The 24,779-nt window shown below is 70.0% G+C and carries 33 protein-coding genes; 16 read left to right on the top strand and 17 right to left on the bottom strand.

All coding sequences use genetic code 11. The features are described from left to right. Positions 1–17: 17 nt before the first annotated feature. Positions 18–938 carry a YafY family protein gene (locus tag ND450_RS09080; protein WP_253325694.1) on the bottom strand — a complete coding sequence of 307 codons (921 nt, stop codon included), beginning with the start codon at positions 936–938 and terminating at the stop codon, positions 18–20. 63 nt (positions 939–1,001) lie between these two features. Here ND450_RS09080 and ND450_RS09075 point away from each other — a divergent pair, with 63 nt between their 5' ends. Beyond that, positions 1,002–1,400: a VOC family protein gene (locus tag ND450_RS09075; protein WP_253325693.1), complete on the top strand. Its 399-nt coding sequence runs from the start codon at positions 1,002–1,004 to the stop codon at positions 1,398–1,400. Between the two features lie 256 nt (positions 1,401–1,656). Beyond that, on the top strand, positions 1,657–2,148 hold the full coding sequence (locus ND450_RS09070) for an FBP domain-containing protein (protein ID WP_253325692.1): 492 nt from the start codon (positions 1,657–1,659) through the stop codon (positions 2,146–2,148). Positions 2,149–2,166: 18 nt separating this feature from the next. Here ND450_RS09070 and ND450_RS09065 read toward each other — a convergent pair whose 3' ends face one another. The 4 genes from ND450_RS09065 to ND450_RS09050 form a co-directional block, all read right to left on the bottom strand. Further along, positions 2,167–2,343 (bottom strand): hypothetical protein, encoded by a 177-nt coding sequence (locus tag ND450_RS09065; RefSeq protein ID WP_177229930.1) that lies wholly within the window; start codon positions 2,341–2,343, stop codon positions 2,167–2,169. A gap of 103 nt (positions 2,344–2,446) precedes the next feature. Then, a complete protein-coding gene (locus ND450_RS09060; RefSeq protein ID WP_253325691.1) occupies positions 2,447–2,617 on the bottom strand; it encodes a DUF397 domain-containing protein in 171 nt (56 codons plus the stop codon). Continuing rightward, a complete protein-coding gene (locus ND450_RS09055; RefSeq protein ID WP_253325690.1) occupies positions 2,583–3,539 on the bottom strand; it encodes a helix-turn-helix transcriptional regulator in 957 nt (318 codons plus the stop codon). The genes ND450_RS09060 and ND450_RS09055 overlap by 35 nt, the downstream gene beginning before the upstream one ends. Positions 3,540–3,542: 3 nt before the next feature. Then, entirely contained in the window at positions 3,543–4,121 is a 579-nt protein-coding gene (locus ND450_RS09050) for a TetR/AcrR family transcriptional regulator (protein WP_253325689.1), read from the bottom strand. A gap of 92 nt (positions 4,122–4,213) precedes the next feature. Between ND450_RS09050 and ND450_RS09045 the strand changes: the two genes are divergently transcribed. Genes ND450_RS09045 through ND450_RS09015 form a run of 7 tightly spaced genes read left to right on the top strand, consistent with a single transcriptional unit; the run spans position 4,214 to position 9,092 of the window. Further along, complete coding sequence (locus ND450_RS09045; protein ID WP_253325688.1) at positions 4,214–5,245, top strand: NAD(P)-dependent alcohol dehydrogenase; 1,032 nt, start codon at positions 4,214–4,216, stop codon at positions 5,243–5,245. Between the two features lie 11 nt (positions 5,246–5,256). Then, a complete protein-coding gene (locus ND450_RS09040) occupies positions 5,257–5,409 on the top strand; it encodes a hypothetical protein (protein ID WP_253325687.1) in 153 nt (50 codons plus the stop codon). A 38-nt stretch (positions 5,410–5,447) separates the two neighbouring features. Beyond that, the gene (locus ND450_RS09035; RefSeq protein WP_253325686.1) at positions 5,448–6,014 is read left to right on the top strand and encodes a TetR/AcrR family transcriptional regulator; all 567 of its coding nucleotides are present in this window, start codon (positions 5,448–5,450) and stop codon (positions 6,012–6,014) included. A 5-nt stretch (positions 6,015–6,019) separates the two neighbouring features. Then, positions 6,020–7,618 carry a carboxylesterase/lipase family protein gene (locus ND450_RS09030; protein ID WP_253325685.1) on the top strand — a complete coding sequence of 533 codons (1,599 nt, stop codon included), beginning with the start codon at positions 6,020–6,022 and terminating at the stop codon, positions 7,616–7,618. Then, positions 7,588–7,911: a hypothetical protein gene (locus ND450_RS09025; RefSeq protein WP_253325684.1), complete on the top strand. Its 324-nt coding sequence runs from the start codon at positions 7,588–7,590 to the stop codon at positions 7,909–7,911. Before ND450_RS09030 ends, ND450_RS09025 begins: the two co-directional genes overlap by 31 nt. A 51-nt stretch (positions 7,912–7,962) precedes the next feature. Continuing rightward, positions 7,963–8,559 carry a thioredoxin domain-containing protein gene (locus ND450_RS09020; RefSeq protein WP_253325683.1) on the top strand — a complete coding sequence of 199 codons (597 nt, stop codon included), beginning with the start codon at positions 7,963–7,965 and terminating at the stop codon, positions 8,557–8,559. Next, positions 8,556–9,092, top strand: coding sequence for a vitamin K epoxide reductase family protein (locus ND450_RS09015; protein WP_253325682.1), 537 nt, complete (start codon positions 8,556–8,558; stop codon positions 9,090–9,092). Before ND450_RS09020 ends, ND450_RS09015 begins: the two co-directional genes overlap by 4 nt. Here ND450_RS09015 and ND450_RS09010 read toward each other — a convergent pair. The 3 genes from ND450_RS09010 to ND450_RS09000 are packed head-to-tail and all read right to left on the bottom strand — an operon-like array spanning position 9,089 to position 11,214. After that, positions 9,089–9,913, bottom strand: a complete 825-nt coding sequence (locus tag ND450_RS09010) for a MarR family transcriptional regulator (RefSeq protein ID WP_253325681.1) — start codon at positions 9,911–9,913, stop codon at positions 9,089–9,091. The two genes, ND450_RS09015 and ND450_RS09010, sit on opposite strands and share 4 nt — an antisense overlap. Before the next feature lie 18 nt (positions 9,914–9,931). Further along, entirely contained in the window at positions 9,932–10,480 is a 549-nt protein-coding gene (locus ND450_RS09005) for an HAD-IA family hydrolase (RefSeq protein ID WP_253325680.1), read from the bottom strand. Continuing rightward, complete coding sequence (locus ND450_RS09000) at positions 10,477–11,214, bottom strand: DeoR/GlpR family DNA-binding transcription regulator (RefSeq protein WP_253325679.1); 738 nt, start codon at positions 11,212–11,214, stop codon at positions 10,477–10,479. The genes ND450_RS09005 and ND450_RS09000 overlap by 4 nt, the downstream gene beginning before the upstream one ends. Positions 11,215–11,287: 73 nt before the next feature. Here ND450_RS09000 and ND450_RS08995 point away from each other — a divergent pair, with 73 nt between their 5' ends. From ND450_RS08995 to ND450_RS08975, 5 genes are read left to right on the top strand one after another with little or no spacing between them, the layout of a single operon-like run. Further along, entirely contained in the window at positions 11,288–12,451 is a 1,164-nt protein-coding gene (locus ND450_RS08995) for an MFS transporter (protein WP_253325678.1), read from the top strand. 10 nt (positions 12,452–12,461) lie between these two features. Then, entirely contained in the window at positions 12,462–13,133 is a 672-nt protein-coding gene (locus ND450_RS08990; RefSeq protein WP_253325677.1) for an RraA family protein, read from the top strand. Between the two features lie 4 nt (positions 13,134–13,137). After that, on the top strand, positions 13,138–13,707 hold the full coding sequence (locus ND450_RS08985) for a TIGR03086 family metal-binding protein (protein ID WP_253325676.1): 570 nt from the start codon (positions 13,138–13,140) through the stop codon (positions 13,705–13,707). 44 nt (positions 13,708–13,751) lie between these two features. After that, positions 13,752–14,150, top strand: a complete 399-nt coding sequence (locus ND450_RS08980; RefSeq protein ID WP_253325675.1) for a VOC family protein — start codon at positions 13,752–13,754, stop codon at positions 14,148–14,150. A 5-nt stretch (positions 14,151–14,155) separates the two neighbouring features. Beyond that, entirely contained in the window at positions 14,156–14,566 is a 411-nt protein-coding gene (locus ND450_RS08975; protein WP_253327887.1) for a YciI family protein, read from the top strand. A gap of 40 nt (positions 14,567–14,606) precedes the next feature. Here the strand turns inward: ND450_RS08975 and ND450_RS08970 are convergent, their stop codons facing one another. From ND450_RS08970 to ND450_RS08960, 3 genes are all read right to left on the bottom strand, one after another. Further along, positions 14,607–17,759, bottom strand: coding sequence for a S8 family serine peptidase (locus ND450_RS08970; protein ID WP_253325674.1), 3,153 nt, complete (start codon positions 17,757–17,759; stop codon positions 14,607–14,609). Between the two features lie 95 nt (positions 17,760–17,854). Continuing rightward, the gene (locus ND450_RS08965; protein ID WP_089920826.1) at positions 17,855–18,547 is read right to left on the bottom strand and encodes an aspartate/glutamate racemase family protein; all 693 of its coding nucleotides are present in this window, start codon (positions 18,545–18,547) and stop codon (positions 17,855–17,857) included. A gap of 8 nt (positions 18,548–18,555) precedes the next feature. Then, complete coding sequence (locus ND450_RS08960) at positions 18,556–19,110, bottom strand: TIGR03086 family metal-binding protein (RefSeq protein ID WP_253325673.1); 555 nt, start codon at positions 19,108–19,110, stop codon at positions 18,556–18,558. Between the two features lie 61 nt (positions 19,111–19,171). Here ND450_RS08960 and ND450_RS08955 point away from each other — a divergent pair, with 61 nt between their 5' ends. Then, entirely contained in the window at positions 19,172–19,948 is a 777-nt protein-coding gene (locus tag ND450_RS08955; RefSeq protein ID WP_253325672.1) for a helix-turn-helix domain-containing protein, read from the top strand. Here ND450_RS08955 and ND450_RS08950 read toward each other — a convergent pair. After that, entirely contained in the window at positions 19,941–20,363 is a 423-nt protein-coding gene (locus tag ND450_RS08950) for a VOC family protein (protein WP_253325671.1), read from the bottom strand. The genes ND450_RS08955 and ND450_RS08950 overlap by 8 nt on opposite strands. Positions 20,364–20,487: 124 nt before the next feature. Here ND450_RS08950 and ND450_RS08945 point away from each other — a divergent pair, with 124 nt between their 5' ends. Continuing rightward, positions 20,488–21,078 (top strand): LysE family translocator, encoded by a 591-nt coding sequence (locus ND450_RS08945; protein WP_253325670.1) that lies wholly within the window; start codon positions 20,488–20,490, stop codon positions 21,076–21,078. Here the strand turns inward: ND450_RS08945 and ND450_RS08940 are convergent. The 5 genes from ND450_RS08940 to ND450_RS08920 form a co-directional block, all read right to left on the bottom strand. Then, a complete protein-coding gene (locus ND450_RS08940) occupies positions 21,075–22,319 on the bottom strand; it encodes an RNA polymerase sigma factor (RefSeq protein ID WP_253325669.1) in 1,245 nt (414 codons plus the stop codon). The genes ND450_RS08945 and ND450_RS08940 overlap by 4 nt on opposite strands. 7 nt (positions 22,320–22,326) lie before the next feature. Next, on the bottom strand, positions 22,327–22,557 hold the full coding sequence (locus ND450_RS08935) for a hypothetical protein (protein WP_253325668.1): 231 nt from the start codon (positions 22,555–22,557) through the stop codon (positions 22,327–22,329). Positions 22,558–22,621: 64 nt separating this feature from the next. Beyond that, a complete protein-coding gene (locus ND450_RS08930; protein WP_253325667.1) occupies positions 22,622–23,458 on the bottom strand; it encodes an NAD(P)H-binding protein in 837 nt (278 codons plus the stop codon). Then, positions 23,455–24,210, bottom strand: coding sequence for a TetR/AcrR family transcriptional regulator (locus ND450_RS08925; RefSeq protein ID WP_253325666.1), 756 nt, complete (start codon positions 24,208–24,210; stop codon positions 23,455–23,457). The genes ND450_RS08930 and ND450_RS08925 overlap by 4 nt, the downstream gene beginning before the upstream one ends. 61 nt (positions 24,211–24,271) lie before the next feature. Next, positions 24,272–24,580 carry a MerR family transcriptional regulator gene (locus ND450_RS08920; RefSeq protein ID WP_089920844.1) on the bottom strand — a complete coding sequence of 103 codons (309 nt, stop codon included), beginning with the start codon at positions 24,578–24,580 and terminating at the stop codon, positions 24,272–24,274. Between the last annotated feature and the right edge of the window lie 199 nt (positions 24,581–24,779).

The raw sequence follows: 24,779 nt of genomic DNA, 5'->3' as shown, positions 1-24,779 counted from the left end.
GCAGCCTTCGCGGGATCTCAGTGCCGCCGAGCAGACCGCAGGAGCCGATCCGCCAGTGCCGCCACGAGGTCGCGGAGCTCGTCCGGTCGCTCCACCACGAACGGCAGGTCCAGCGACGCGAGCACACCCGGCAGCCAGTCGAGCCGTTCCACCTTGAGCTCGACGCGGTACCAGCCCTCCGGGAGAGGTTCCACCAGCGCCACGCTCGCGGGCAGACGGGTGCGGATCTGCTCGACGGTCCCCTCGATCCGCACCGTCACCTCGTGTCGGCGCGGGGCGGTGGCGAGGCCGGTCAGCAGCCGCTCGGCCGCGTCGAACCGCTCCGGCGGGTCGAACGTGCCCGGCACGGTTCTGGCCGAGGCGATCCGGTCCAGCCGGAACGTGCGCTGCTCGCCGACCGACTGGTCCTCGCCCACCACGTACCAGCGGCCCGAGTGCGTGACCAGGCCGAACGGGTGCAGGGTGCGTTCGCGGGAGGCATACCTGATCGACACCGGCCTGTGGTGCGTCACCGCGTCGGCCAGTGCGAGGAGCACCGCGGCGTCCGGTACGCCCGTCGAAGCCGGTGACGTGAACGCGAGCGAACCGAGCAGGGCGTCGAGCCTGCCGGCCAGTCGTGCCGGCAGCACCCGGCGGATCTTCGCGGCCGCGGTTTCGCTCGCCGTGCCCGTCATGGGGGTCAGCCCGACGAGCACGGCGAGGGCCTCGTCGTCGTTCAGCATCAGCGGCGGCATCCGGTAGCCGGGTGCGAGGCGGTAGCCGCCGTAGCGTCCACGCACCGACTCGACCGGGACGTCGAGGTCGAGCAGGTGGTCGACGTAGCGGCGGACGGTGCGTTCGTCGACCTCGAGCCGTTGGGCGAGTTCGGCCACCGTGCGGACACCTCCGGATTGGAGGAGCTCCAACAGGGAGAGCACGCGGGCGATGGGCCGGGTCATGTTCCTGATTCTGCTGCAAATACCGGGCGGGTTCTGTCCGGTATTGCTCCTAGCGTGCCTGGCATGAACTTCGCATCGATCCGCATCATCACCGCCGACGTCGCTCGCCTCGCAGGCTTCTACGAACGTGCCACCGGGACGGCGGCGACCTGGGCCAACGACGACTTCGCCGAGCTGAAGGGCCCCGCGGTGACCCTCGCGATCGGCAGCACCCGCACCGTCGCCCTCTTCGCCGCCGGGTCGGCCGAACCGGCGGCGAACCGCAGCGTCATCATCGAGTTCGAGGTCGACGACGTGGAGGGCGTGCACGAGAAGCTGACGGACGTCGAGGTCGTCCAGGAACCCACGACGATGCCGTGGGGCAACCGGTCGCTGCTGGTCCGCGACCCCGACGGCAACCTCGTCAACTTCTTCAGGCGGGCCACGACCGCAGCAGCGAGTCCGGCGCGTCCAACGTCCTGAGCCACGACGCCTCGCCCCCGCGTAGCCGCGCAGGACGGCGCGGGTCATCTCGGCGTGCCTGCCGGCCGCGCTGTCCGCGGCGGTGTCCGGGTCGAGCGCCATCTGCGTCGCCGCTCTCGAAACCGAACCCGTCCGCCAGGTCCGCCGCCGCCCGCGTGAGGCGGTCGGCCGCGGGCCCCGCACGTGCCATCCGTCACCCTTCCTAGACACCTTAATGATTTGCCTAAGACCTATAGGCAAGCCTAGCGTCGAAGGCATGAAGCCACTGACCGAACAGGACATCCGCGCGTCCTTCGTCAACTCCACCAAGGGCGAGGCGAAGCGCATGCACGTGCCCAAGGACCTGGGCGAACGGCGCTGGGACGACCTGGACTTCCTGGGCTGGACCGACCCCGCCGCACCCGACCGCTCGTACCTGGTGACCGAGCTGGACGGCAGGCTCGTCGGCATCGCGCTGCGCAGGGCGGCCCAGGCCGGGCGGGCGCGCAAGACGATGTGCTCGTGGTGCCTGACGACGCACTCCGGTGACGGCGTGTCGTTGATGAGCGCGCGCAAGGCCGGGAAGTCCGGGCAACTGGGCAACACGGTCGGCGTCTACGTGTGCGCCGACCTGGCGTGCTCGCTCTACCTGCGCGGCAAGAAGAGCGCGGGCCCCGGCTCGCGGTTCAAGGAGGCGATCACGCTCGACGAGCAGGTCGAGCGGATGAACGCCGGGATCAGCGCGTTCCTCGAACGCGTGAACTCGTAGGCGCCGGAGCGCTCGGTGTCAGAGTTCGAGGACCAGCTCGGCCGTGCACGCACGGGCGCAGGGCCACGGGTCGCCGCACTCGGTGCAGCCGGTGGTGGCGGGCAGGTGCGTGTCGAGCACCTGGACCGCCCTGGTCCGGTAGCGCTCCAGGTCGGACTCCCAGTTGTGGCGGGAGGCCGCGGTCGCACTCGTCATGGTCATCATTCCTCGGCTCTGAGGTGGTCGAGGACAAGGATGCACCCGGAACCGGTCGTTTGGGTGGGAAATCCGTTCAAACCCGACGTTCGGCGGGTCGGCGTCACCTGTCCGTGGCTCCGGACCTGATCATGCGCAGGAGCGGTGCCCACTGGTGAGCGGAGAGCGGGAGTTCGATGGCGGGTGACTTGCTGTCGCGCAGGCCGACGCCACGCCCCACCTCGACGCAGTTGCCGTCGCTAGCGCTGTAGGTGCTCTTCCGCCACCTGGTCACCACGAGCCTCCTCACCGATGATGCTGGTGATCAGCTTCCTCGTTTCGACCTCGTCCAACGCCGTCCGGTCGAGTGACTTCAGGACGGTCGCGTAGCGGTCGACGGAAGCTTGATCTTCGAGGAAGACGTTAGCCCCTTCGCTCTCGACGTAGACGATCTCCGGGATCTTCTTGAACGTCAGGCGGTCGAAGTCGCCCGCGAGTCCGGCGTGCGGCCCGAACGCGGTCGGGATCAGGCGAATCGTGAGATAGGGCCGCACGGACAGCCGCAGCAGGTGGTGGAGTTGTTCCCCCATCACGTCGGCGTTGCCGACAGGTAGTCGGAGGGCCTGCTCGTGCATGAAGATCTTGACGGCCCGGTTGCCGTCGAGCACCGCCGTCTGACGCACGACCCGGTTCTCCACCAGCACGCGCGCCTCGGATTCATCAAGCGGCTTGGCCAGTCCGAGGTGCCAGGTGTAGGCGGGCACCTGCAGAAGGCCGTGGACGACGTTCATCGACCAGCCGGTGATGTCCGACGCGATCTTTTCGTGTTCTCGCAAGGTGCGGTTCGGCGCACCGGAACCGGTGGGCTGCAACCAATCCCGTATGTGGGCGTCGTGGTGCAACGCCATCAGGTGGTCGCATTCGGCGGGAGGCGTGCGCAACAGGCCCAGCAGCTTGGCCAGGTCGATGTCGCTGACGCCTTCCTTGCCGTTGACCAGCTCCGAGACCTTCGCCTCCTGCCATCCCAGCAACTCCGCCGCGGCCCGGTTGGTGAGGTCGGCCGCGCGCAGCAGCGCTCGCATCGCGTCGCCGAATTCGCGGCCGCGCACCGTTGATCTCCGCAAAGGCATGCGGGACAAGGTAGGGGCGCCATTCCGTTTGGCTCCACCCATTCCCCGCAGGTGAACCTGAAAGAATGTCGTTTGGACGATTTCCAAAGCTCACGGGGCGACTGCGCGCCGCACGCTGTCGCGCAGGAACTCGCGCCGGCGTTCGTGGGTCTCCGCGGGCTCGCCTGCAAATGCCGCGTACACGTTGCTGACCGGGGACCACGCCATCGACATCGCGATCACCATGGCCATCACGTCGAACGGGTCGCCGTCGCGCACGAGGCCGTTCGCCTGGGCCTCCGAGATCGCCTGGAGCTTCTGCGCGTCGAGGCGGTCGGCCACCAGGTGGCCGGTGGGGCGGCGTTCCAGGCGCGTCCAGGTGGCGAGCCGGATGAGCTCGGGGTTCTCCAGGTATTCGTCGTAGAGGCGGACCGCCCAGTCCGCGAGGTCCGCGGCGTCGATGGGGACGACGTCGACGATGCGTTCCAGCGAGGCGAAGAAGATCGCGTCGAACAGGCCGTCCTTGTTGCCGAAGTAGGCGTAGAGCTGGGCCTTGTTCGTGCGTGCCGCGGCGACGATCCGTTCGACGCGGGCCCCGGCGATGCCGTGTTCGGCGAACTCGCGGGTGGCGACGTCGATGATGCGCTGCCGGGTGGCGGCGCCTCGGGCGGTCAGCTGCTGGTCTGGCATGACGGACACCTTACCTACAGACCAGTCGGTTTACTTTGCCGTCGACTCGGGCTAGCGTGAAATAAACCGAACAGTCTGTTTGAAGGAGCGTCATGCGAAGCACCACCGGCTGGCAGGCCCACGGCACCGAGCTGCGCCAGGTGCCGCTCTCCCGGCGTGACCTGCGGCGCGACGACATCGCGGTGCGCGTCGACTTCTGCGGGGTCTGCCACACCGACCTGCACTCCCTGCGCGGGCACGACGGCGAGGGCGCCCTCGTGCCGGGCCACGAGTTCACGGGTGTCGTGACCGAGGTCGGTCCGGACGTGACGGTCTTCCGGGTGGGCGATGCCGTGGCCGTCGGCAACATCGTCGATTCCTGCGGCGTGTGCTCGATGTGTGAGGCGGGCCAGGAGAACTTCTGCCGTGAGTTCCCGACGCTCACCTACGGCGGCAAGGACCGTCACGACGGGACGACGACTCTCGGCGGCTACTCACGCGAGTACGTCGTGCGGGAGAAGTTCGCCTATCCCCTGCCGTCCGGGCTGGACCCGGCCGCCGCGGCGCCGTTGATGTGCGCGGGGATCACCGTGTGGGAACCGATGCGCGCGCTGAACGTGGGGCCGGGTACGCGCGTCGCGGTGGCGGGCCTAGGCGGGCTGGGGCACCTGGCCGTCAAGTTCGCGGCGGCGCTCGGGGCCGAGGTGTCGGTCGTGAGCCGGTCTGCGGAGCGGGCGAAGGACGCGTTCCGGCTGGGGGCCAGCGGGGTCGTCGTCTCCACCGACCCGGAGAGCGCGGCCGCCGCACGGGACTCGTTCGACGTCCTCGTCGACACGATCCCCGTGGCCCACGACCTCGCGCCCTACCTCGCGCTGGTGGCCGTCGACGGGACGCTGACCCAGGTCGGGTACCTCGGCAGCGTCACCGTGGAGACGATGGACCTGCTCGCCGGACGCAAGAAGCTGAGCTCCGGTGGCAGCGGCGGCCTTCCCGCCACCGCCGCCATGCTGGAGTTCTGCGCCGCACACGGCATCACCGCCGACGTCGAGGTGCTGCCGTCGAAGCGCGTGGGCGAGGCGCTCGACCGCCTGGACCGCGGTGACGTCCGGTACCGGTTCGTGCTCGACCTGTCCGACCTCGGCTGACGGGTCAGGCGATGGGGCCGAGCAAGATGCCGCCGTCCGCGATCTCCTCCGGACTGGCCTGGCTCAGCTGGGACGCCGCGTCGTTCTCCCTCAAGGCGCTGCGTGCCGAGGAGGGGCCGTTCACCAGTGGGAAGGCGGCCGTGGCGAGCCTCGTCCGGCCCTGAGGCCGTCAACTTTTGCTCACGCGTGCTAAATTTTGCTCATGCGAGCAAAGTCCGTGACCGAGCAGGCCCGGCGGGCGCAGATCGTGGCGGCGGCGATCGCCACGATCGCGGAGCTGGACTACGCGGAGACGTCGTTCAAGGCGATCGCGGCGCGGGCGGGGCTGAGCAGCACGGGGCTGATCTCGTACCACTTCAGGAACAAGCAGGAACTCGTCGACGTGGTGTTCGCGGACGTCTTGGAGCGCTTCCAAGAGTTCGTGCGCGCCCGGATGGGCCAGGCCGCAGCACGGGAGGAGCTGCGGGCGTTCCTGGTCGCCAACATCGCCTTCCTGCGCGAGCACCGCGCGGACATGGTGGCGTTCCTGCGGATCAGGGCCAACGCGGCGGTGACGGACGGGGGCATCGCCGATTCCGATCGCGTGGGGCTCGCCGACCTGCTCAGGCAGGGCCAGCAGGCCGGCGAGTTCCGCGCGTTCGACCCGGACGTGATGGCGGTGTTCGTGCTCGCCATGCGCAACGGCGTCGTGCTGCGGTCCGGGTCACTCGACCTCGACGTCTGCGAGAGGGAGTTGGTCGCGGCCGTCGACCTGATGACGAGGAGTTGATCGCCGTGCGTCGGGGCACGTTGTTGATCGCCGCAGTGCTGCTGGTCAGCGCCTGCGGGAAGGGGGAAGCCATGCCGCCGGACGTCGTCACGACCGACACCGGGCAGGTCAAGGGGGAACAGCGCGACGGTCACCTGAGGTTCCAGGGCGTCCCGTACGCCCGCGCGGCCCGGTGGGAACCGCCGGTGCGTGCCGCGTCGTGGAGCGGGGTCCGCGACGCGGCACAGCCCGGAAGTCCTTGTCCGCAGGTCGGATCGAGCTACTCGGAGACGAAGAGCACGAACGAGGACTGCCTGTTCGCCAACGTCACGACGCCGTCCGTGCACGGCCGCAAGCCGGTGCTGGTGTGGGTGCACGGCGACGGCGCGATCGGCGCGGGCCACCACTTCGACGCGGAACGCCTTGCCCGGCAGGGGGACGTCGTCGTGGTGACGTTCAACTACCGCATGGGCGTCTTCGGCGGCTTCGGCCTACCGGGCCTCGAGCACTCCGGTGAGTTCGGTCTGCTCGACCAGCGGGCGGCCTTGGAGTGGGTCCAACGGAACATCTCCGGTTTCGGCGACGACCCGGGCAACGTGACGTTGTTCGGGGTGTCGTTCGGCGCGACGGCTGTGAGCGCGCACCTGATCGGGCGTGAGCCATTGTTCCACAAGGCGATCATGCACAGCTCGTTCACGCTGGTGGACGTGCCCGAGGAAGCGTGGTTCCCCGGCCTGGAGGCGCTGCCGTCGCTCGCGTGGAGGCCGGTGTCGGAGATCCAGGCGAGCGGCGCCCAGATCAGTTCCGAACTGGGGTGCGCCGACGTCGACTGCCTCCGGCAGTTGCCCGTGGAGACGCTGCTCGACCACCCGCAGGTCATGAACATCTTCCAGCCCGTCGGCTACGGCGGATCGCTGCTGCCGCGCCTGCCGGCCGAGTCGTTGGAGGCGGGCGAGTTCGCTCAGGTCCCGATCCTGGCCGGGGCGACGCGCGACGAGCACAACAGCTTCGTCGGCCTGTTCCGCCCGGACCCGATGTCCGCCGAGGACTACTCGCGATTGCTGCGGGAGGCGTTCCCCGACCGCGCGACCGAGATCGAGCGCGAGTACCCGCTCAGCGCGTTCGCGTCGCCGAAGCAGGCGTGGGCCCGCGTGCTGACGGACCGCATGTGGGCGCGTTCGACCTTCCAGCAGAACACGCTCTACGCGAAGAAAGCACCCGTCTACACGTTCGAGTTCGCTGACCCCAATGCGTTCACGGACCCGTCCGTCCCGCCTGAGCTGCACGGCGCGAACCACTCGTCCGACATCGACTACCTGTTCCCGGACTCCGGCTTCGCCAAGGACCGCGGGCTGTCCGATTACATGATCAAGGCGTGGACGGACTTCGCCCGTGCGGGAACACCGGGGTGGCCGCGGTTCTCGGAGGGGCGGTACGTGCAGTCGCTGGCGCCGGGGCGATCGGGCCGGTCGACTACGCGGCCGAGCACAGACTGGGGTTCTGGAACTAGGCCCGGCGGCGGCTCGCTACCCTGGATCACGTGCCAGGCACCCGCAGCTCGCGAACCCGCGCGTATCTCGCGCGGGTCTTCGCCGTGCTCGCGCTGGTCGCCGGTGTCGCGATGATGCAGGGCACCCCGTGCGAGACGGAGTTCGCCTGGACCGCGCAGTGCCCGACGTCCGCCACGTCCTCGATGGCCTACGTGGCCGACGATGTGGACACCGGGTCGTCGGTGCTCGACGGGATCCTCGTCGCGGGCTGTTGCCTGGTGGTGGCGCTCGCCGTGCTGATCGGGTTCGCCGTGCTGCGGCGCACGGGCTCGTTCGCGCTTCTGCAGGTGCGTCTGCCTGCGGTTCTGTCTCCCCCTTCACGTCGGCTGGAAGTGCGGCTGGCGCAGCTCTGCGTGCTGCGCGCCTAGACCGAACCCGTAGTTCGGTCCCCTTCCCGACACCACACGTGGAGTTCTGCCATGTCCAAGAACGCTCGTCTGTCCCTGGTCATCATCGCCGTCGTGGCGGTGGTGGTCGGTGTGTTCCTCCTGTTCGGCCGCAACGACACCACCGCGGCACCCCAGGCACAGGACGGCAAGGTCACCGTCGTCGAGTACCTCGATCTCGAATGCCCGTCCTGCCGCGCCGCGTTCCCGAGCGTGGAGCGCCTCAAGACCGAGTACGGCGAGCGCGTGACGTTCGACGTGCGGCACTTCCCGATCCCGAGTCACCGCAACGCCGAGCTGGCCGCGGTCGCCGTCGAGGCGGCGGGCGCGCAGGGGAAGCGGGACGACATGTTCCGGATGATGTTCGACGCCCAGCAGGAGTGGGGCGGGCAGCAGACGTCGCAGCGCGCGGTGTTCGTCGGGTTCGCGCAGCAGCTCGGGCTCGACCAGGCGGCGTTCGAGAAGGCGCTGGACGACCCGGCGTTGCGGGAGCGCGTGCTGGCGCAACGGACCGAGGGCAGCAAGGCCGGGGTCACGGGCACGCCGACGTTCTTCATCAACGGCACCAAGTTCACCGGCGCGCCCTCCTACGACAAGCTCAAGGCCGCGATCGACGAGGAGCTCTCGTGAACCGGATCGTCGCCTGGGTGCTGGCCGTCGGCGGGTTCGTCGGGCTGGTCGCCTCGTTCGTGCTGACGGTCGAGAAGATCGCGCTGCTCAAGGACCCGTTCTACGTGCCGACGTGCAGCATCAACCCGGTGCTGAGCTGCGGCTCGATCATGAAGACCGAGCAGGCCGAGCTGTTCGGGTTCCCGAACCCGCTGATCGGCATCGCGGGCTTCGCGGTGGTGACGACGCTGGGCGTGCTGCTGCTCGCCGGTGTGGAGCTGCCGTCGTGGGTGTGGATCGGGCTGCAGGTCGGGGTCACGTTCGGCGTGCTGTTCGTGCACTGGCTGATCGTCCAGTCGCTGTACGAGATCGGCGCGCTGTGTCCGTACTGCATGGTCGTGTGGGCGGTGACGATCCCGATCTTCTGGTACACGACGCTGCGCAACATCAGGCCGACGTTCCAGTACCACAGCGTCGTGCTGATCCTGTGGTACCTGCTGATCGCGGCCGGTGTGTTGCAGGCGTTCTGGTTCTACTGGTCGTCGTTGGTCTAACGCGACCCGGCGGCCTGCAGCCGCTCCGCGATCGGGCTGAGCTCGGCGATGAGTTCGTCGAGCTCAGCCGCCGGCAACGCCTCGTACGGCGGCGCGGCCACCTCGTCGGTGAGGGCTTCGAGCCGTTCGCGGGTCTCGCGGCCGAGGTCGGTGAAGTGGCCGTCGGCGGTGACGAGCCCGCGTGCGCGCAGGCCGTTCATGACCTCGGCCAGGCGTTTCTTCGGCAGGTGATGGACGCGGCCGAAGGACTCCGGTGGGTGGATGCCCATCGCGATCGCGGAGACGATGTGCGCCTCCGTGCCGCCGATGCCGAGGCTGACGAGCGCCGCCACGTGCCCGTCGCCGCGGTGTTCGCGCAGCATCGTCGCGGAATGCCACAGCCGGGTGACCGGGTCGGCCGGGATCTCCAGCGTCCGCATGCCCGCGTACATCACCCGGCCCGCCGTGGGCGCGCTGACCGCGGCCTTCGTGGTCAGGTCGGCCGCGCGCACCAGGCCCGGCGAGGAGGCCAGGTCACCCAGGATCCGCCGGAGCGCGGCGGCGGACGCGCGTTGCCACGCGGCGAGGGACACCTCCGGCGGGATCGTTTCCCACGCGCTGGGGATGTGCCGGGCCGCCTCGCCCTCGGCGAAGCTGTAGAACGCCGCGTGCACGACCTCCGCCGGCACGCGTCCCAGTGGTGCGGCACGGCTCGCGAAGTAACCGTCCCAGTAGGTGCGGTGGCCGAGCGCGGCCATCTCCTCGTTGATCTCGTCGGCGAAGTAGGTGACGAGGCAGATCGGCTCCAGGAGCTCGAACATGTGACGAGCGGTGCGCGACATGGCGCCCATCGTATGGATCTACAACTGCCTCACGGCGCCCAAAGCCGGACGCAACGAGTCGATCCCGGTGAAGTGGTGCCCGCGCATCCCCACCAGCTCGGCGCCCCGCACGTTCTCCAGGCGGTCGTCCACGAACAGGATGTCGTCGTCGCCCAGCGCGTCGCGGCACCACTCGAACGCGGCGCGGTCCGGCTTGGCGTGGCCGATGCGGCACGAGAACGCGCGCAGCTCGAACAGCTCGAGCCACGCGTAGGTGCGTTCGAAGTGCCGGGCGAGGTCCTCGGGGATGTTGGACAGCAACGCGATGCGCCGGTCCGCGTTGTGCAGCTCGTGCAGCAGCGCCACCATCTCGTAGTCGACGCGGCTCCAGCTCGCCACGTCCTGCTCGACCAGCGGCGGGTGGCCCACCCGGGCCCAGTACTCCTCGGCCGTCACGTCGCCGCGGTCGTAGGCGGGGCGGTGTTCCCAGTACGCGGCCCAGAAGTCCGGGGAGGTGCTCATCGTGTCCATGACCTCGCGGGACTGGTGGCGCGCGATCACCCCGAACATGTCGAACAGCACGATCACGCCGTCACCACCGCCACCCCGGCCGCGGTCAGGCCGTCGTCGCCTGCGGCGTCGGTGACCACGGCGTCCAAGGTGGACACCGGAGCTACGTGGGCCAGGGCCGTGCGGGTCAGCTTCGAGGCGTCGACGGCGGCGATGACGCGCCGGGCCGAGGCGATGGCGGTGCGTTTCACCGACGCGTCCTCCAGGTCGAACGCGGTCAGGCCGTGCTCGGCGGACAGGCCACAGCAGCCGATCACGGCGGTGTCGAAGCGCAGCGCCTGCACCGAGGCGAGTGTCAGCGGTCCGGTCAGGGCCAGCTCACCGGGGCGGGGGCGGCCGCCGGGCACGAGCAGCGTCACCGACGACGAGGACGACAGCGCGTTCACCGAGTGCAGGGACAGCGGCATGACGGTCACGCGCCGGTCGTGCAGCAGGCGGGCAACCTCGAGGCACGTGGTGCCGCTGTCGAGCACCACCGACTCGCCGTCCGCGATCAGGCCAGCCACGACGGCGGCGATGCGGCGCTTGGCGTCCATGTTCTCGTCCGAGCGCAGCGCGAACGGCGGTTCGGAGCCGCGCAGCAACAGGCTGCGCGCGCCGCCCCGGTAGCGTTCGAGGACGCCCTGGGCGGCGAGGACCTCCAGGTCACGGCGGATGGTCATCTCGGAGGCGCCGGTCAGCGACGCCAGTTCCGCGACACCGAGGGAGCCCGCGTCGCGCACCGCCTCGGAGATCTGCTTCAGTCGGGACACGATCGCGATTGAACAACAGTGATGTGCGAAACTCAACCTTTCGAACAAGCGAGACGTTAGTTAGCTTAGGCATGTGAGCGCTCTCAAGGCCGCGCGGGCGGCGACCTTCACGTACTTCGCCCTCAACGGGTTCCTGCTCGGGCTGTGGCTCGTGCACATCCCGACCGTCGAGGACCACACCGGCATCTCGCACGCCGAGCTCGGCCGGTTGTTGCTGCTGCTCGGGCTGGGCGCGTTCGTCGGCATGCGGGCCGGCGGCAAGGTCACCGACCGCATCGGCGTGAAGCTCATGGTGCCGGTCGCCGGTGTCGTGTGCAGCGTGACGGCGTTCCTGCCCGGTGTGGCCGTGAACCAGTGGACGCTCGGTCTGGCGCTGCTCATCTTCGGCTTCGGCAACGGCCTGATCGACGTCACGATGAACGCGCACGCCGTGGTGGTGGAACGGCGCTACAGCCGTCCGGTGATGTCGGCGTTCCACGCGACGTGGTCCCTCGGCGGTGTCGCCGCGGCACTGACCGGCGCACGCACGCTGAGCTGGGAGCTCTCCCCCGCCACCACCCTCGGCGCGGCCGCGGTGCTCGGTGTCGTCGTCAGCCTCGTCACCGCCCGGTTCCTCCTCGACGAGAAGGAAGAGCAGCACGCCGCCGCGCAGACCACGGGCAAGCGCAAGGCCCCGCGCCGGATCTGGATCATGGCGGTGCTCGCCCTGCTGGTCATGCTGAGCGAGGGCGCCGCCAACGACTGGAGCGTGCTGCACCTGCAGGACGTCCTCGGCGCCGCACCGGAGGTCGCCGCCTTCGCCTACGGCGCGTTCGCCACCACGATGACGGTCGGACGGCTGATCGCCGACCGGGTCACCGCGAGGATCGGGCCGATGGCGGTGCTGCGCTGGGGGTCGGCGATCGGCGCGGTGGGCATCGCGACGGCGGCGCTCTCGCCGTACATCTGGCTGGCCCTGGTGGGCTGGGCGATCGCCGGCATCGGCCTGTCGGGCACGGTCCCGCAGCTCTTCAGCGCCGCGGGCCACTTCGAACCGGGTGCCGCGGCGGCCAACGTCTCGCGCGTGGCCGGGCTCGGTTACCTCGGCGTGCTGGCCGGACCGGCCGTGATCGGCTGGCTGACCCACCTCGTGCCGCTCAACATCGCGTTCCTGCTGCCCGTCGGGTTGTGCCTGGTCGCGGCGTTGTCCGCGGGCGTTCTGCGCACCGCTCCCGCCGAGGACAAGGTGGCGGCGTAAGAATGCGCGCATGGATCTCGCCAGTCTCGACCTGACCACCGCGCACCTGGCCGACGCGTGCATCCGCGCGAACATCCCGGTGCGCACCGCCGTTCTCACGCCGGTCATCCCCGGCTCGAAGACCGGTGGCCGCGTCCTGCCCGCCCGGCACGCCGGGAGCGTGGACGTGTTCCTGGAGGCCATCGACCGCAGCCGGCCCGGTGACGTGCTGGTCGTCGACAACGACGGCCGCACCGACGAGGCGTGCGTGGGCGACCTGATCGTCCTCGAAGCACAGCAGGCCGGGCTGGCCGGCGTGGTCGTCTGGGGCCTGCACCGCGACACCCAGGACATCCGCGCGATCGGACTGCCCGTGTTCAGCCTCGGCGCCAACCCGACGGGACCGTTGAGCCTGCGCGACCGTGCGCCGGAGGCCCTTTCGACGGCCGAGGTCGACCAGTGGACCGTCACCTCCGACGACGTCGTGTTCGGCGACGACGACGGCGTGCTGTTCGTGCCGGCCTCGGACGTCGACGCGCTGATCGAGAAGGCGCGAGGAATCCGGGACGTCGAACGAGCGCAGGCGGACCGCGTGCGGCAGGGTGAGTCCCTGCGCGCCCAGCTCCGGTTCAACGAGTACCTCGCGAGCGGACTCACGTTCCGCGAGCACCTGCGCAAGATCGGCGGCGCCGTCGAGGAGTGAGGCCATGACCATCGCGGACAGGTACCGGGCTCGTGCGGACGCGTTCGAGCAGAAGGTCGCGAACGTGCGCCCGGAGCAGTGGGGTGATCCGTCGCCCTGTGCGAAGTGGACGGCCCTGGAGGTCGTCGACCACGTCATCGACATGCACGGCGTGATGCTCGGTGAGGCGATCCCCCGCACCGAGGACCCCCTCACGGACTTCCGCGAGGCCCGCCGCCAGGTCCTCGACGCGCTCACCTCTGACCGGGCGACGACCGAGGTGAGCACGCCCGGCGGCCCGATGACGCTGCAGGACCACGTCGACCAGGTGGTGAGCGACGACCTGGTGCTGCACGGCTGGGACCTCGCCCGCGCCACCGGCCAGGACGAGACGATCCCCGCCACCGACGTCGAACGCCTCTGGGCCACCGCGACCGCCGTGCCGCCCGAGCTGATGGAACGCTTCCGCACACCCGGCGCGTTCGGTCCCGGCATCGAGGTCTACGGCGCCGAGGTACCGGTGCCGGAGGACGCCCCGCTGCAGGACCGGCTGCTCGGGTATGTGGGCCGGGACCCCGTGTCGAAAAACCTCTGAGCACTTCGACGGTTCCGCAAAGGCCGCTGAAAGGAACCACGGACATGGACTGGACCCTGGAAGTCATCGTCGTACCGGTGTCGGACCTCGACCGGTCGAAGCGCTTCTACTCCGAGCAGCTCGGCTTCACCGTCGACCACGACACGACGTTCAGCGAGGACGCCCGCGTCCTGCAGCTCACGCCACCCGGCTCCGGCTGCTCGATCGTGATGGGCAAGGGCATCGTCAAGGGCGAGCCCGGCAGCCTGAAGGGCGTGCAGCTCGTCGTCTCCGACCTGGAGAAGGCCCGCGCGCAACTGCTCGAGCGCGGCGTCGAGGTCGGCGAGATCGTGCGGATGAACGAGGCGGACGGAGGGTCGTTCATCTTCTTCGACGACCCGGACGGCAACAGCTGGGCCGTGCAGGAGATCAAGGCCCGCGCTACCGGTGGGGAGTGGAAGTGAAGTACATGCTGGTCAGCTACGGCGGCAGCCAGGAGGACTGGGAGGGCCTCGCCGCCTGGTCGGACGAGGACATGCACCGCATGATCGCCTACATGCGCGACCTGGACGCCGAGCTGCGCGCCTCCGGTGAGCTGCTGCAGTCCGAGGGGCTCAGCGGTCCGGCGCGGGCGTTCGTGGTGCGGGGCAGCGACTCCGGCCCGGTCGTCGTGGACGGTCCGTTCGCGGAGTCCAAGGAGGTCATCGCCGGGTACTGGGTGGTCGACGTCGACAGCGAGGAACGCCTGCTGGAGATCGCGCAGAAGGCGTCGGCCTGTCCCGGGCCCGGTGGGACGCTGCTGAACCAGCCGATCGAGGTGCACCCGATCATGAGCGCGCCCGACGTGGACCCGGAGACGCTGGCGCCGTACCAGAAGTAGCGGTGAGGGGGCCGGCGCGCGCCGGCCCCCTCACCGGTGATCACTTCAGGTCGTACGCGCGCAGGATCGTCTGCTGGACGTCACCGCCCGCGTCCGCCGCCCGTGCCTTGAACGACACGTTCTTGGCGCCGTGCGGGTGGACCAGCGTGACCTGCCAGCCCGCCTTGGTCTTGCGCAGCGACACCGGCTTCCACGTCCTGCCCTCGTCGTAGGACACCTGCACGGCGGGCGCCTTGACGTTCGTGACGGGGCCCGTTCCGTTGCGCTCCACCGTGATCGGCACGGTGAGGACGCGTCCGGCGCGGTTGCGGTCGTCGAGCTGCGGCGCGAACCGCACGGCGAGCAACGGCACCGACTGGTACAGATCGCCGGGCACGTGCTCGGAGTAGAACGACCAGTCCGTGGTGACCTTCGACGTGAACGAGTCGCGGGTCGCCTCGGTGTGCACGGTGTAGCGCTTCCTCTCCGCCGGCGCGTCCGGGATGTAGGCGTAGCCGGACTCGGGCTGGTCGGAGATGACCTTGCCGTCGACGGTGACGGTGGTGCGGCCGGTGCTCGTGCTGAAGCCGTACATGCCCTGCGCGCTGTGCAGGGGCACGTCGAGGCGCAGCACGTTGCCGACGCGTCCGGCGAAGCGCACGGTGCCGGGCTGGTGCGGCACGCCGGGGCCGTAGACGGCGCTGTTCCAGTGCTCGGTGGTGGTGCGGCCGAGCTTGAACACGCGCGGCGCGATGGAGAACTGCGAGCCGAGGCTCGGGTACTCGCCGAGCGTCACGAACTCGGTCAGCGCGCCGGCCCACTCGACGCCGGGCGTGTAGAACTCCTTGAGCCGCAACGGCAACGGGCCGGAGGCGCCGCTGTCGCGCTGGCCGACCGAGCCCGGCACGCGGGCGTGCGTGACCGAGTCGACGCGGGCGAGCTCGCGGTCCTTGACCGAGCGCTGCACGGTCGCGGGCACACGGGTCTTCTCGCCGATGCGCACGTGGTACTGGTACGGGCTGCCGTCGAACGCGCCGTTGGCGTCCGGCTTCGCCAGCACCGACTCCGCGTAGAACTCGAACGTCGGCCACGAGGTCGTCGACGGCACGACGCGGACGTAGTCGAACGAGTTCAGGTACCAGGTCCCGCCGGTCTGGCCCCAGGGCGCCTGCATCAGGAACCCGAGGCCCGCGGTGGCCGCCTTCGCGTCCTTCGCCTCGATCGCGATGCCGGGCTGGTTGCCCTTGCGCGCGTCGAACACGACCTCGGCGTTGCCCGTGACGTCGAGCGCGGGTTCGGTCAGGGTCGTGATCAGGCTCTTGGCCGGGTCGGGGTCGCGCGTGCTGATCGTGCCGTCGAGGAAGTACTTCCCCTTGGGCAGGCGCTGCACGAGCGTGCCGGACGGGTCGTAGCGGAAGTAGGCCTGCGGCTGGGCGAGGCTGACGAACCGGTAGTCGTAGTACTGCGTCGGCGCGCCGTTGTTGTCGAGGAACGTGAGCTTGAGGTCGTAGCTCTCGACCTCCTTCACGACGCCGATCGGCACGCGCACGCCGTCGGAGGACAGGACCACCGCGCCGTAGATGCCGTCCGGCACGGCCGCCTTCGTGTCGGCGGTGACGGTGGCGTCCGCGCTGCCCCCTGCGGGAACGGTGAGCTTCGCGGGCGAGACGCTGAACAGGCCGGCGCCCGCGGGCTTGACCTCGGTGACGCTCAGGTCGAGGGTCACGTCGGACGTGCCGTTGTTGCGGTAGGTCAGCTTCTGCGTGATGGGCTGGTCGTCGTCGTGCGGCCACAACGCGGTGCCCAGCGAGAGGCTGCCGTGGTTCGTGGAGACCCCGGTGGAGACGGCGCGGTTCACGTCGAGGCGCCCGGCGCCCTGCTCGTAGATCGAGAGCGACGGGTTGGGCTTGGCGCTGTTCATCAGCGCGGCCTTGATGTCCTCGGCCTTCCACGACGGGTTCTTCGACGCGAGGATCGCCGCTGCCCCGGCCACGTGCGGGGTGGCCATCGACGTGCCGGACATCGACACGTGCCCCTCGTCGACGGGCGTGCCGATCTGGCCGTTCTTGGCCTTGGCGGCCACGATGTCGACGCCCGGCGCGGTGATGTCGGGCTTGACGGCGTTGTTCACCCAGCGCGGGCCGCGGGAGGAGAACTCGGCGAGGCTGTCGTCGCGGTTGACGGCGCCGACGGTGAGGGCGGCGTCGGCGGACGCGGGCGAGCCGATGGTGCCACCGGAGTTGCCCGCGGCGACGACGAACAGCGCGCCGGTCTGCTCGGTGATGCGGTTGAGCGCGAGCGACATCGGGTCGGTGCCCTCGTCGGGCCACGAGCTGCCGAGGCTCATGTTGATGATCTCGGCCTTGGTGGCGGCCCACTCCATGCCGGCGATGATGTCGCTCTCGCGGCCGCCGCCGTAGTCGCCGAGCACCTTGCCGTTGACGAGCTTGGCGTCGGGCGCGATGCCCTTGTACTTGCCGTCACCGGTCACGGTGGACGCCACGTGCGTGCCGTGGCCGAGGCGGTCGTCGGTGGTGTCGCTGTCGGAGAAGTTCTTCGACTCCACGACCGCGCCCGCGAGGTCCGGGTGCGTCTCGTCGACGCCGGTGTCGAGGATCGCGACGGTGACGTCCTTGCCGGTGAAACCCTTCTCCCACGCCTGGGGCGCGCCGACCTGCGCGGCACTGCGGTCCAGGGACGCGGTCACCTTGCCGTCGAGCCAGATCCTGCCGCTGCCCGCGGCCCGTGCCCCGGCCCAGAAGGAGCCGTCCTTGCCGACCGTGATCGCGTGCGCGCCGATGCTCGGCAACGACTCGGCGCCCGCCGCGCTGATCGCCTGCCCCTGCACGATCAGCGGGATGGTCCTGCTCGCCTTGTCGTCGTAGCCGGATCTGGCGAGCAGCGAGACGTCGAAGAGCCGCTCGTCCAGTTCGCCGGAGTTGAGCCGGTCCTGGGCGTCGAGCGGGACGACGTGCAGGTCGCCTCTCTGGTCCTTGAACGAGCGGAACCCTACGTTCTCCCTGCCCTTCGCGCCTCGGGCGTGGACCTTGCCGTTGCTGACGGTGATCTCGTCACCGGTGACGAGCGTGACCTTGGTGGTCAGTCCCTCTGCCGCGACCGCCTGTTCCTGCGGTGCCGCCGAAGCAGGAACGGCTGCCGCCGTGGCGGCCACCACGACAGCCGTCAGCCCGGCGGCGATGTGTGATCGTTTCAACGCGAACTCCCCTAGTTCACTGAAGAAGGAATAGCCCTCAGTGACTAAGACACTCCGGTCGGTGGCGGCGTTGCAGCCGCGATCACGTCACGTGTTCACAGAACCGTCTGGATGGCCCGTTCGACGGCCGCCTCGACGTGCAGGCGGGTGGTCGGGAACACCGGCAGTGGCACGTCGGCCTGCGAGATCAGCAGTTCGATCTCGGTGCACCCGAGGATGACGCCCTGCGCCCCGTCGAACCGCGCGATCACGTCTTGATAGGCGCGGCGCGACTCGTCGCGGACGATGCCGAGGCACAGCTCGTCGTAGATGATCCGGTGCACGGTCGCCCGGTCCTCCTCCGACGGCACGAGCACCTTCAGGCCGTGCGACTCCAGGCGTTCGCGGTAGAACGCCTGGTCCATGGTGAAGCCGGTGCCGAGCAGACCGACGGTGGTGAGCCCGGCGGCCTTGATCGCCTGGGCCGTGGTGTCGCCGAGGTGGACCACCGGGACGTCGACCGCGGCCTGGACCTGGTCGTACACCTTGTGCATGGTGTTGGTGCAGATCAGCACGAAGTCGGCGCCCGCGGCCTGCAGACCTGCGGCCGCCTCGGCGAGGGCCTTGCCGGCGTCGTCCCAGCGGCCCTCGACCTGCATGCGTTCGATCTCGGCGAAGTCGACGGAGTGCAGGACCACCTTCGCGGAGTGCAGACCGCCGAGCCGTTCGCGTACGAGCACGTTCGCCAGCCGGTAGTACTCGGCACTGCTCTCCCAGCTCATCCCGCCCAGCATTCCGATCGTCAACATGACACCAGTCAAGCACTCCACCGCGGCGCACGGCCGGTGGTGGCCAGCAGCCGCTCGAACGGCGAGGCGTCGGCCGGTGCGGCGACCGGGGCCTGGAAGACGTTCATCTCGACGGCCATCGGGCCCATCTGCTCCACCAGCGCCTTGACCTCGGTGAACACCTCCGGGTCGGGCTCGAAGGTCTGACCGGTGGCCTGGGCGAGGTCGGAGACGTGCACGGTGAGGTCGAGCAGCACGAGGCCGCCGACGGTCTGGGCGGGCATCCGCATGTTCCCGGCGATGCCCTCGGTGGCGCCGGGAACACCCCACGCCTCGACGAGCTTCGCCGTCTCGGCCGGGTACCGCGTGCGCCAGTCCGGGTAGGACGGCGTGTGGCTGAAGTCGGCGTCCTGCTTCGCGGCGAGCTTCTGGAACTCGACGACGACGTGCAGCAGGTGGTCGAGCAGCGCGCGGACGTCGTAGTCGGCGCACGGCGTGGGCTTGGTCAGGTCGTCGTCGGTGATGGCCGCGATGACGGGCAGCGCGTGGTCGCGGGCTCGGTCGAGCAGAACGCTGAGCTTCATGGTTCCGAGGCTATTTCCGGTGTTGCCGGCGTTCTTGAAGAAACGCGCCAACCTAGGATCCGTGGTTGTGCAGGGGCCACGCCGGGATACCAGGGGGATCGTCGACGCACGCGAGCTGTTCGCCCGCGTGCGGTTCCGCCGCCGCATGCCGTGCACCGCGCTGCAGCCGTACCTGGAGCACTACTGGCTGATCGACGGCGAGCTGGACGAGCCCTACACGTCCCATGTCGTGCCGCACCCGTCGGTGAACGTCGTGTTCGAGCGCGGCTTCGACCGCCCGGAGATCGCGGGCGTGGGGCTCGGCCTGTTCAGCCGCGTGCTGGACGGCCGGATCCGGGTGGCGGGCGTGCAGTTCCGGCCCGGCGGGTTCCGGCCGTTCCGCCCGGAGCCGGTGTCGGAGTGGACCGGGCGGCACGTGCGGCTCGACGTGCCGTCGTCGCTGGTGCTCGACGTGGAGGACGAGGACGAACGGGTGGCCGCGCTCGACGCGTTCCTGCTCGGCCTCGGCCCGGTCGCCGACCCGCAGGCGACGCTCGCCATGGAGCTGGTGCAACGGATCCGCGACGACCGCTCGGTGCAGCGGGTGTCGGGTTTCGCGCGCGACTGCGGCGTGGCGGTGCGGACGATGCAGCGGCTGTTCGCGGACTACGTCGGGGTGAGCCCGAAGTGGGTCATCCTGCGCTACCGCATCCACGAGGCCTTGGAGCGCGCCGAGACGGAGGTGGAGTGGGCGGGGCTGGCCGCCGACCTCGGGTACAGCGACCAGGCGCACCTCGTCCGGGACTTCACGCAGACCGTGGGCGTCTCCCCCACGGCGTACGCGCGCGCTCTCACCTGAAGTACTCGCACAGCTCGATGAGGATGCCCTCGGGCCCGCGGACGTAGCAGGTCTTGAGCACGTTCTCGTAGGTCTCGACGTTCCTGACGACCTCGGCGCCGTGCGGCCGGAGACGGGCGAGGGTGTCGTCGAGGTCGTCGACGACGAACGCGACGTGCCGCAGCCCGAGGGCGTGGATCGGGGCGTGCGAGCCGCCGTCGACGCTCGTCGGCGCCTGGAACTGGCTGAACTCGATGCGGTAGCGGTCGTCCGGGGTCTTCATCATCGCGATGTCGCTGGTGGAGCCGTCGAGGCCGATGACGCCGTCGACGAAGTCGCCCTCCATGTGCGCCTTGCCCTCCAGCTCCATGCCGAGCTCCTCGAAGAACGCGACGGCGGCCGCGAGGTCGGTGACGGTCATTCCGACGTGGTGCATGCTCTGGATGCTCATGTCTCAGGGACGGAGCCGTCGGCGCGGTTTCTACCTCCGAAGTGGTCCAACTTCGTGAGTGGTTTTTGGCTCTCCTGACTGGACCGCTTTCCCGGCAGAGTCCTGCGGCATGAGCCTCGCATTCCTGATCACGACGTTGATAGCGGTCGCCACCCCCGGAACCGGTGTGCTGTACACGTTGTCCGCCGGCCTCGCGCACGGGCGGAAGGCGAGCGTGGTGGCCGCGTTCGGCTGCACGCTGGGGATCGTGCCGCACGTGCTGGCCACGGTGACCGGGCTGGCGGCGTTGCTGCACGCGAGCGCGCTGGCGTTCGAGATCGTGAAGTACCTGGGCGTCGCGTACCTGCTGTACCTGGCGTGGGCGACGTTGCGGGACAAGGACGAGCTGGTCGTGGAGTCGTCCGCGGCACCGGCGTCCGCCCGGAAGGTCGTGGTGTCGGCGGTGCTGGTCAACCTGCTCAACCCGAAGCTGACGATCTTCTTCGTGGCGTTCCTGCCGCAGTTCGCGACGGGGTTCGGGCAGATGGTGACGCTGAGCGCGGTGTTCATGGCGCTGACGTTCGTGGTGTTCGCCGTGTACGGGGTGTTCGCGGCGTCGATGCGCGACCGCGTGCTGGCCCGGCCGCGGGTGGTGGTGTGGTTGCGGCGGTTCTTCGCGGCGTCGTTCGCGGCTTTGGGCGCGAAGCTCGCGCTGACTTAGCAGCTGGCGGCGCGTTCCAGCAGCAGCGTGCGCTCGCGTTCGTTGCGCGTGAGCGAAGCCGCCTTCTCGAACTCGGCCTTCGCCTCGGCGGTGCGTCCCAGCTTGACCAGGAAGTCGCCGCGCACGCTGGGCAGCAGGTGGTAGCCCTGCAACGCCTTCTCACCCGCGATCTCGTCCACGAGCGCGAGGCCGGCGGCGGGCCCGAACGCCATCGACAACGCCACGGCACGATTGAGCTCCACGATCGGGGACGGCGAGATGCCCGCGAGCACCTGGTAGAGGGCGGCGATGCGCTGCCAGTCCGTGTCCTCGGCCTTGCGCGCACGGGCGTGGCACGCGGCGAGGGCCGCCTGCACGTAGTACGGGCCGGGCGGCTGGTTCAAAGCTTCGGCGCGCTCCAACGCCTTCAGGCCGCGGCCGATGAGCAGCCAGTCCCACCTGCCGCGGTCCTGCTCCAGCAGCAGGACGGGCTCGCCGCCGGGGCCGGTGCGGGCCTTGGTCCGCGACGCCTGGATCTCCATCAGCGCGACGAGGCCGTGGACCTCGGCCTCCTTGGGCGCGAGCTCGGCGAGCACGCGGCCTAGGCGCAGCGCCTCGGCGCAGAGTTCGGGGCGCAGCCAGTCGTCGCCCTGCGTGGCGGAGTAGCCCTCGTTGAAGATCAGGTAGAGGACCTCGAGGACGCTGGCGAGGCGCGAGGCGAGCTCGGGGCCTTCGGGAACCTCGAACGGGACGCCGGCGTCGGCCAGGGTCTTCTTGGCGCGGACGATGCGCTGGGCCACGGTGGCGTCGCTGACGAGGAACGCGCGGGCGATCTCCTCGGTCTTGAGGCCGCCGAGCATCTTGAGCGTGAGCGCGACCCGTGCCTCGGTGCCGAGCACCGGGTGGCAGGCGGTGAACATGAGGCTCAGGAGGTCGTCGCCGATCTCGTCCTCGATGCCCTCGGCGGCGTCCGGCGTGGTCTCCTGGACGTCGCGGCCGATCTCCTCGACCTTGCGGGCGAAGTTCTCGCGCCGCCGGATCTGGTCGACGGCCCGCCGTTTCGCCGTGGTCATCAGCCAGGCGCCGGGGTTGCGGGGCACGCCCTGTTCCGGCCACTGCTCGAGTGCCTGGACCAGGGCGTCCTGCGCCATCTCCTCGGCCAGGCCGACGTCGCGCACGTACCTGGCCAGCGCGGCGATGACCTTCGCCGACTCCATCCGCCAGACCGCGTCGACGGTGCGGTGCACCGAGGTAGCCCCCATGGGGGCATCAGACCACAGCCACCTGACGTATTTCCACGACGCACGCCGGGAGGTCGATGCGCTTCACCCGCTCCACGGCCTCTTCGTGGTCGCGCACGTCGATCAGCCAGTACCCCGACACCCCGCACGCGCCGGGGACGAGGTCTCCGGCGTCGAGCAGGACGCCCGCGTGCCGCAGCACGTCCCCGTGCAGCGCCGCCAACGGCCTCGGGCTCCTGACGAACACCATGAACCGCACCGGACCTCCTCGTTCGCCCTCTCGTGAAGACGTCGAACGGGGAGGTCCGGGATCGACGCGGTGATCAGCCGCGGAAGTCGGCGGCGTGGTCGCGGGCCCACCGCGCGAACGTGCGGTAGGGCCTGCCGGTGAGGTTCTCGTAGTCCGGTGACACGACGAACTCGTAGTCGCTGAAGTCGTCGGGCTCGCCGCCCTCGTAGCCGCCGAGGCCGAGGACGTACCGCGCGATCTCCTCGGGCCAGCCGACGCTGACGTAGTAGGCGAGCGCCTCGTCGACGGTGACGTCGCGGAACGTCAGCGTGCGGCCGATCGCGGCGCCGATGTCGCGGGCCATGTCCCGCTGCGTGAGCTGCGGAGGCCCGGACAGGTCGTAGGCCTTGCCGGCGTGACCGTCCTCCTGCAGGACCTTGATCGCCACGTCGGCGATGTCGGCTTCGTGGATCGGCTGCCCGAGCGAGTCCGGCTCGGGGTGCACGACCGTGCCGTCCTCACGGATCGAGGGGCCCCACAGATCGATCTTGTTGGCCGCGAACTCTCCGGGCCGCAGGTGGGTCCACTCGACGCCGGACGCCTCCACGGCCCGCTCGACGGGCAGGTGGTGGGTGGTGTCGTAGCCGTAGGTCACCGCGCCCGAGGACAACGTGACGATCCGGCGCACCCCGGCCCGCACCGCGCGCTCGACCACGGCCTGCGCGGTCGGCGGGTGGGCGAACAGGTAGAGCCTCTCCACGCCGTCGAACGGGAGGCCATCCGGATCGTCGAGGTCGGCCTTCACCACCTCGACGTGCGGCGGGAGGTCCGCCTTGGCCGGGTCGCGGGTGATCGCCCGGACGTGGCCGGACAGTCCCCGCACCACCAGCCGGCCGACGTTGCCCGTCGCGCCGGTGACCAGCGTCGTCATCGCATGCCCCCTTCGATGCCGTCGAGCAGCTTCTCGAGCCCGTAGTCGAACGAGCCGGTGATGGTGTCCGCGAGCGTGCCCTCGGTGTCGTAGGCGCCGGCGTTCCACAACGCCGTCATCGCCGGGTACCGCTCGACGTCGAAGTAGTCGTCCCAGAAGACCTGCCGCGCGCCCCACCACGAGTCGCCGGACTCGCCGGTCGTCTCCGCGAGCTGCTGGTCGTCGACCTCGGACGCCGCCGCGCCGTGCACGAACCCCTCGATCGCGACGTGGGCGACGGTGACCTGGCGGGGCTCCAGCCCGGAGTCGGCCAGCGCGGCCAGCACGAACTCCTGGCCGTCCATCAGCCCCGGCCCGAGCGGCGGCCGCACCATCGACACGTCCCGCATCCACGGATGCGCCTGGTAGACCGCGCGCGTGCGGTCCGCGTAGTGCTTGACGCGCTCACGCCACGTGCCCTCGGACGCGAGGTCGCGTTCCTGCAGGACCGTGTCGGCCATGAGGTCGATCAGCTCGGCCTTGCCGGGCACGTGCGTGTAGAGCGACATCGTGCCGACGTTCAGCTCCTGCGCGACCTGGGCCATCGACATCGCGCCGAGCCCGTCGCGGTCGGCCACCGCGATCGCCGCGGTGACGATCTGGTCGACGCTCACCTTGGGCTTCCTGCCGACCGGTTTCGGCTCCGGCGGCCTGCGCCAGAGCAGCGCGAGCGTCCTGGCCGGGTCTCCCCCGCCGCTGCGTTCGGCGGCCATCCGTCCACCCCATTTCCGTAGGCCATACGGAAACAATACCGTATGACGTACGGAAACCGGGTCAGTTCTGGCGCAGCCGCGCCTGCAGCGCTTCGACCTCGGCGTTCGCAGCGGCCAGGTCGTCCTGGAGCCGCACGATCACCGCCGCCGAGACGAGTGAATGGCCCTCGTCGAACAGGACGCGGTAGCGGCGGGCCAGGCCGAGCTGGCGGCGGGAGTACCGCCGGTGGCCGCCGCCGGAGCGGCCCGGGACGAGCACCTCCGCAGCGTCGAGGCTGCGCAGGAACGCCTGCTGGACGCCGAGCACCTCGGCGGCCCGCCCGGTGGTGTACGCGGGGTAGTCCTCGTCGTCGAGGTCGCTCAGCGGCACACGAACTCCTCAAGTAGGCGCTTGACACAATTTACAGTCAGCGCTACAAAAAATATGTACCTGGTAACTCTTCCTCAGGGAGTGAGACGAGGTGCCGACCACCACTGAGAGGGCTTTCGCGGACCTGGTGTACGCCGATCCGGCCTGGGTGAGCGCCGAGTTCGAAGCGCTCATCGACGCCAACTTCGGTGCGTCGCCG

It is taken from the genome of Lentzea sp. HUAS12 (genome assembly GCF_024125735.1).
Taxonomy (GTDB): domain Bacteria; phylum Actinomycetota; class Actinomycetes; order Mycobacteriales; family Pseudonocardiaceae; genus Lentzea; species Lentzea albida.
The sequence above is the reverse complement of the archived record's forward strand: the minus strand, read 5'-3'. Positions and strand labels throughout refer to the sequence as shown.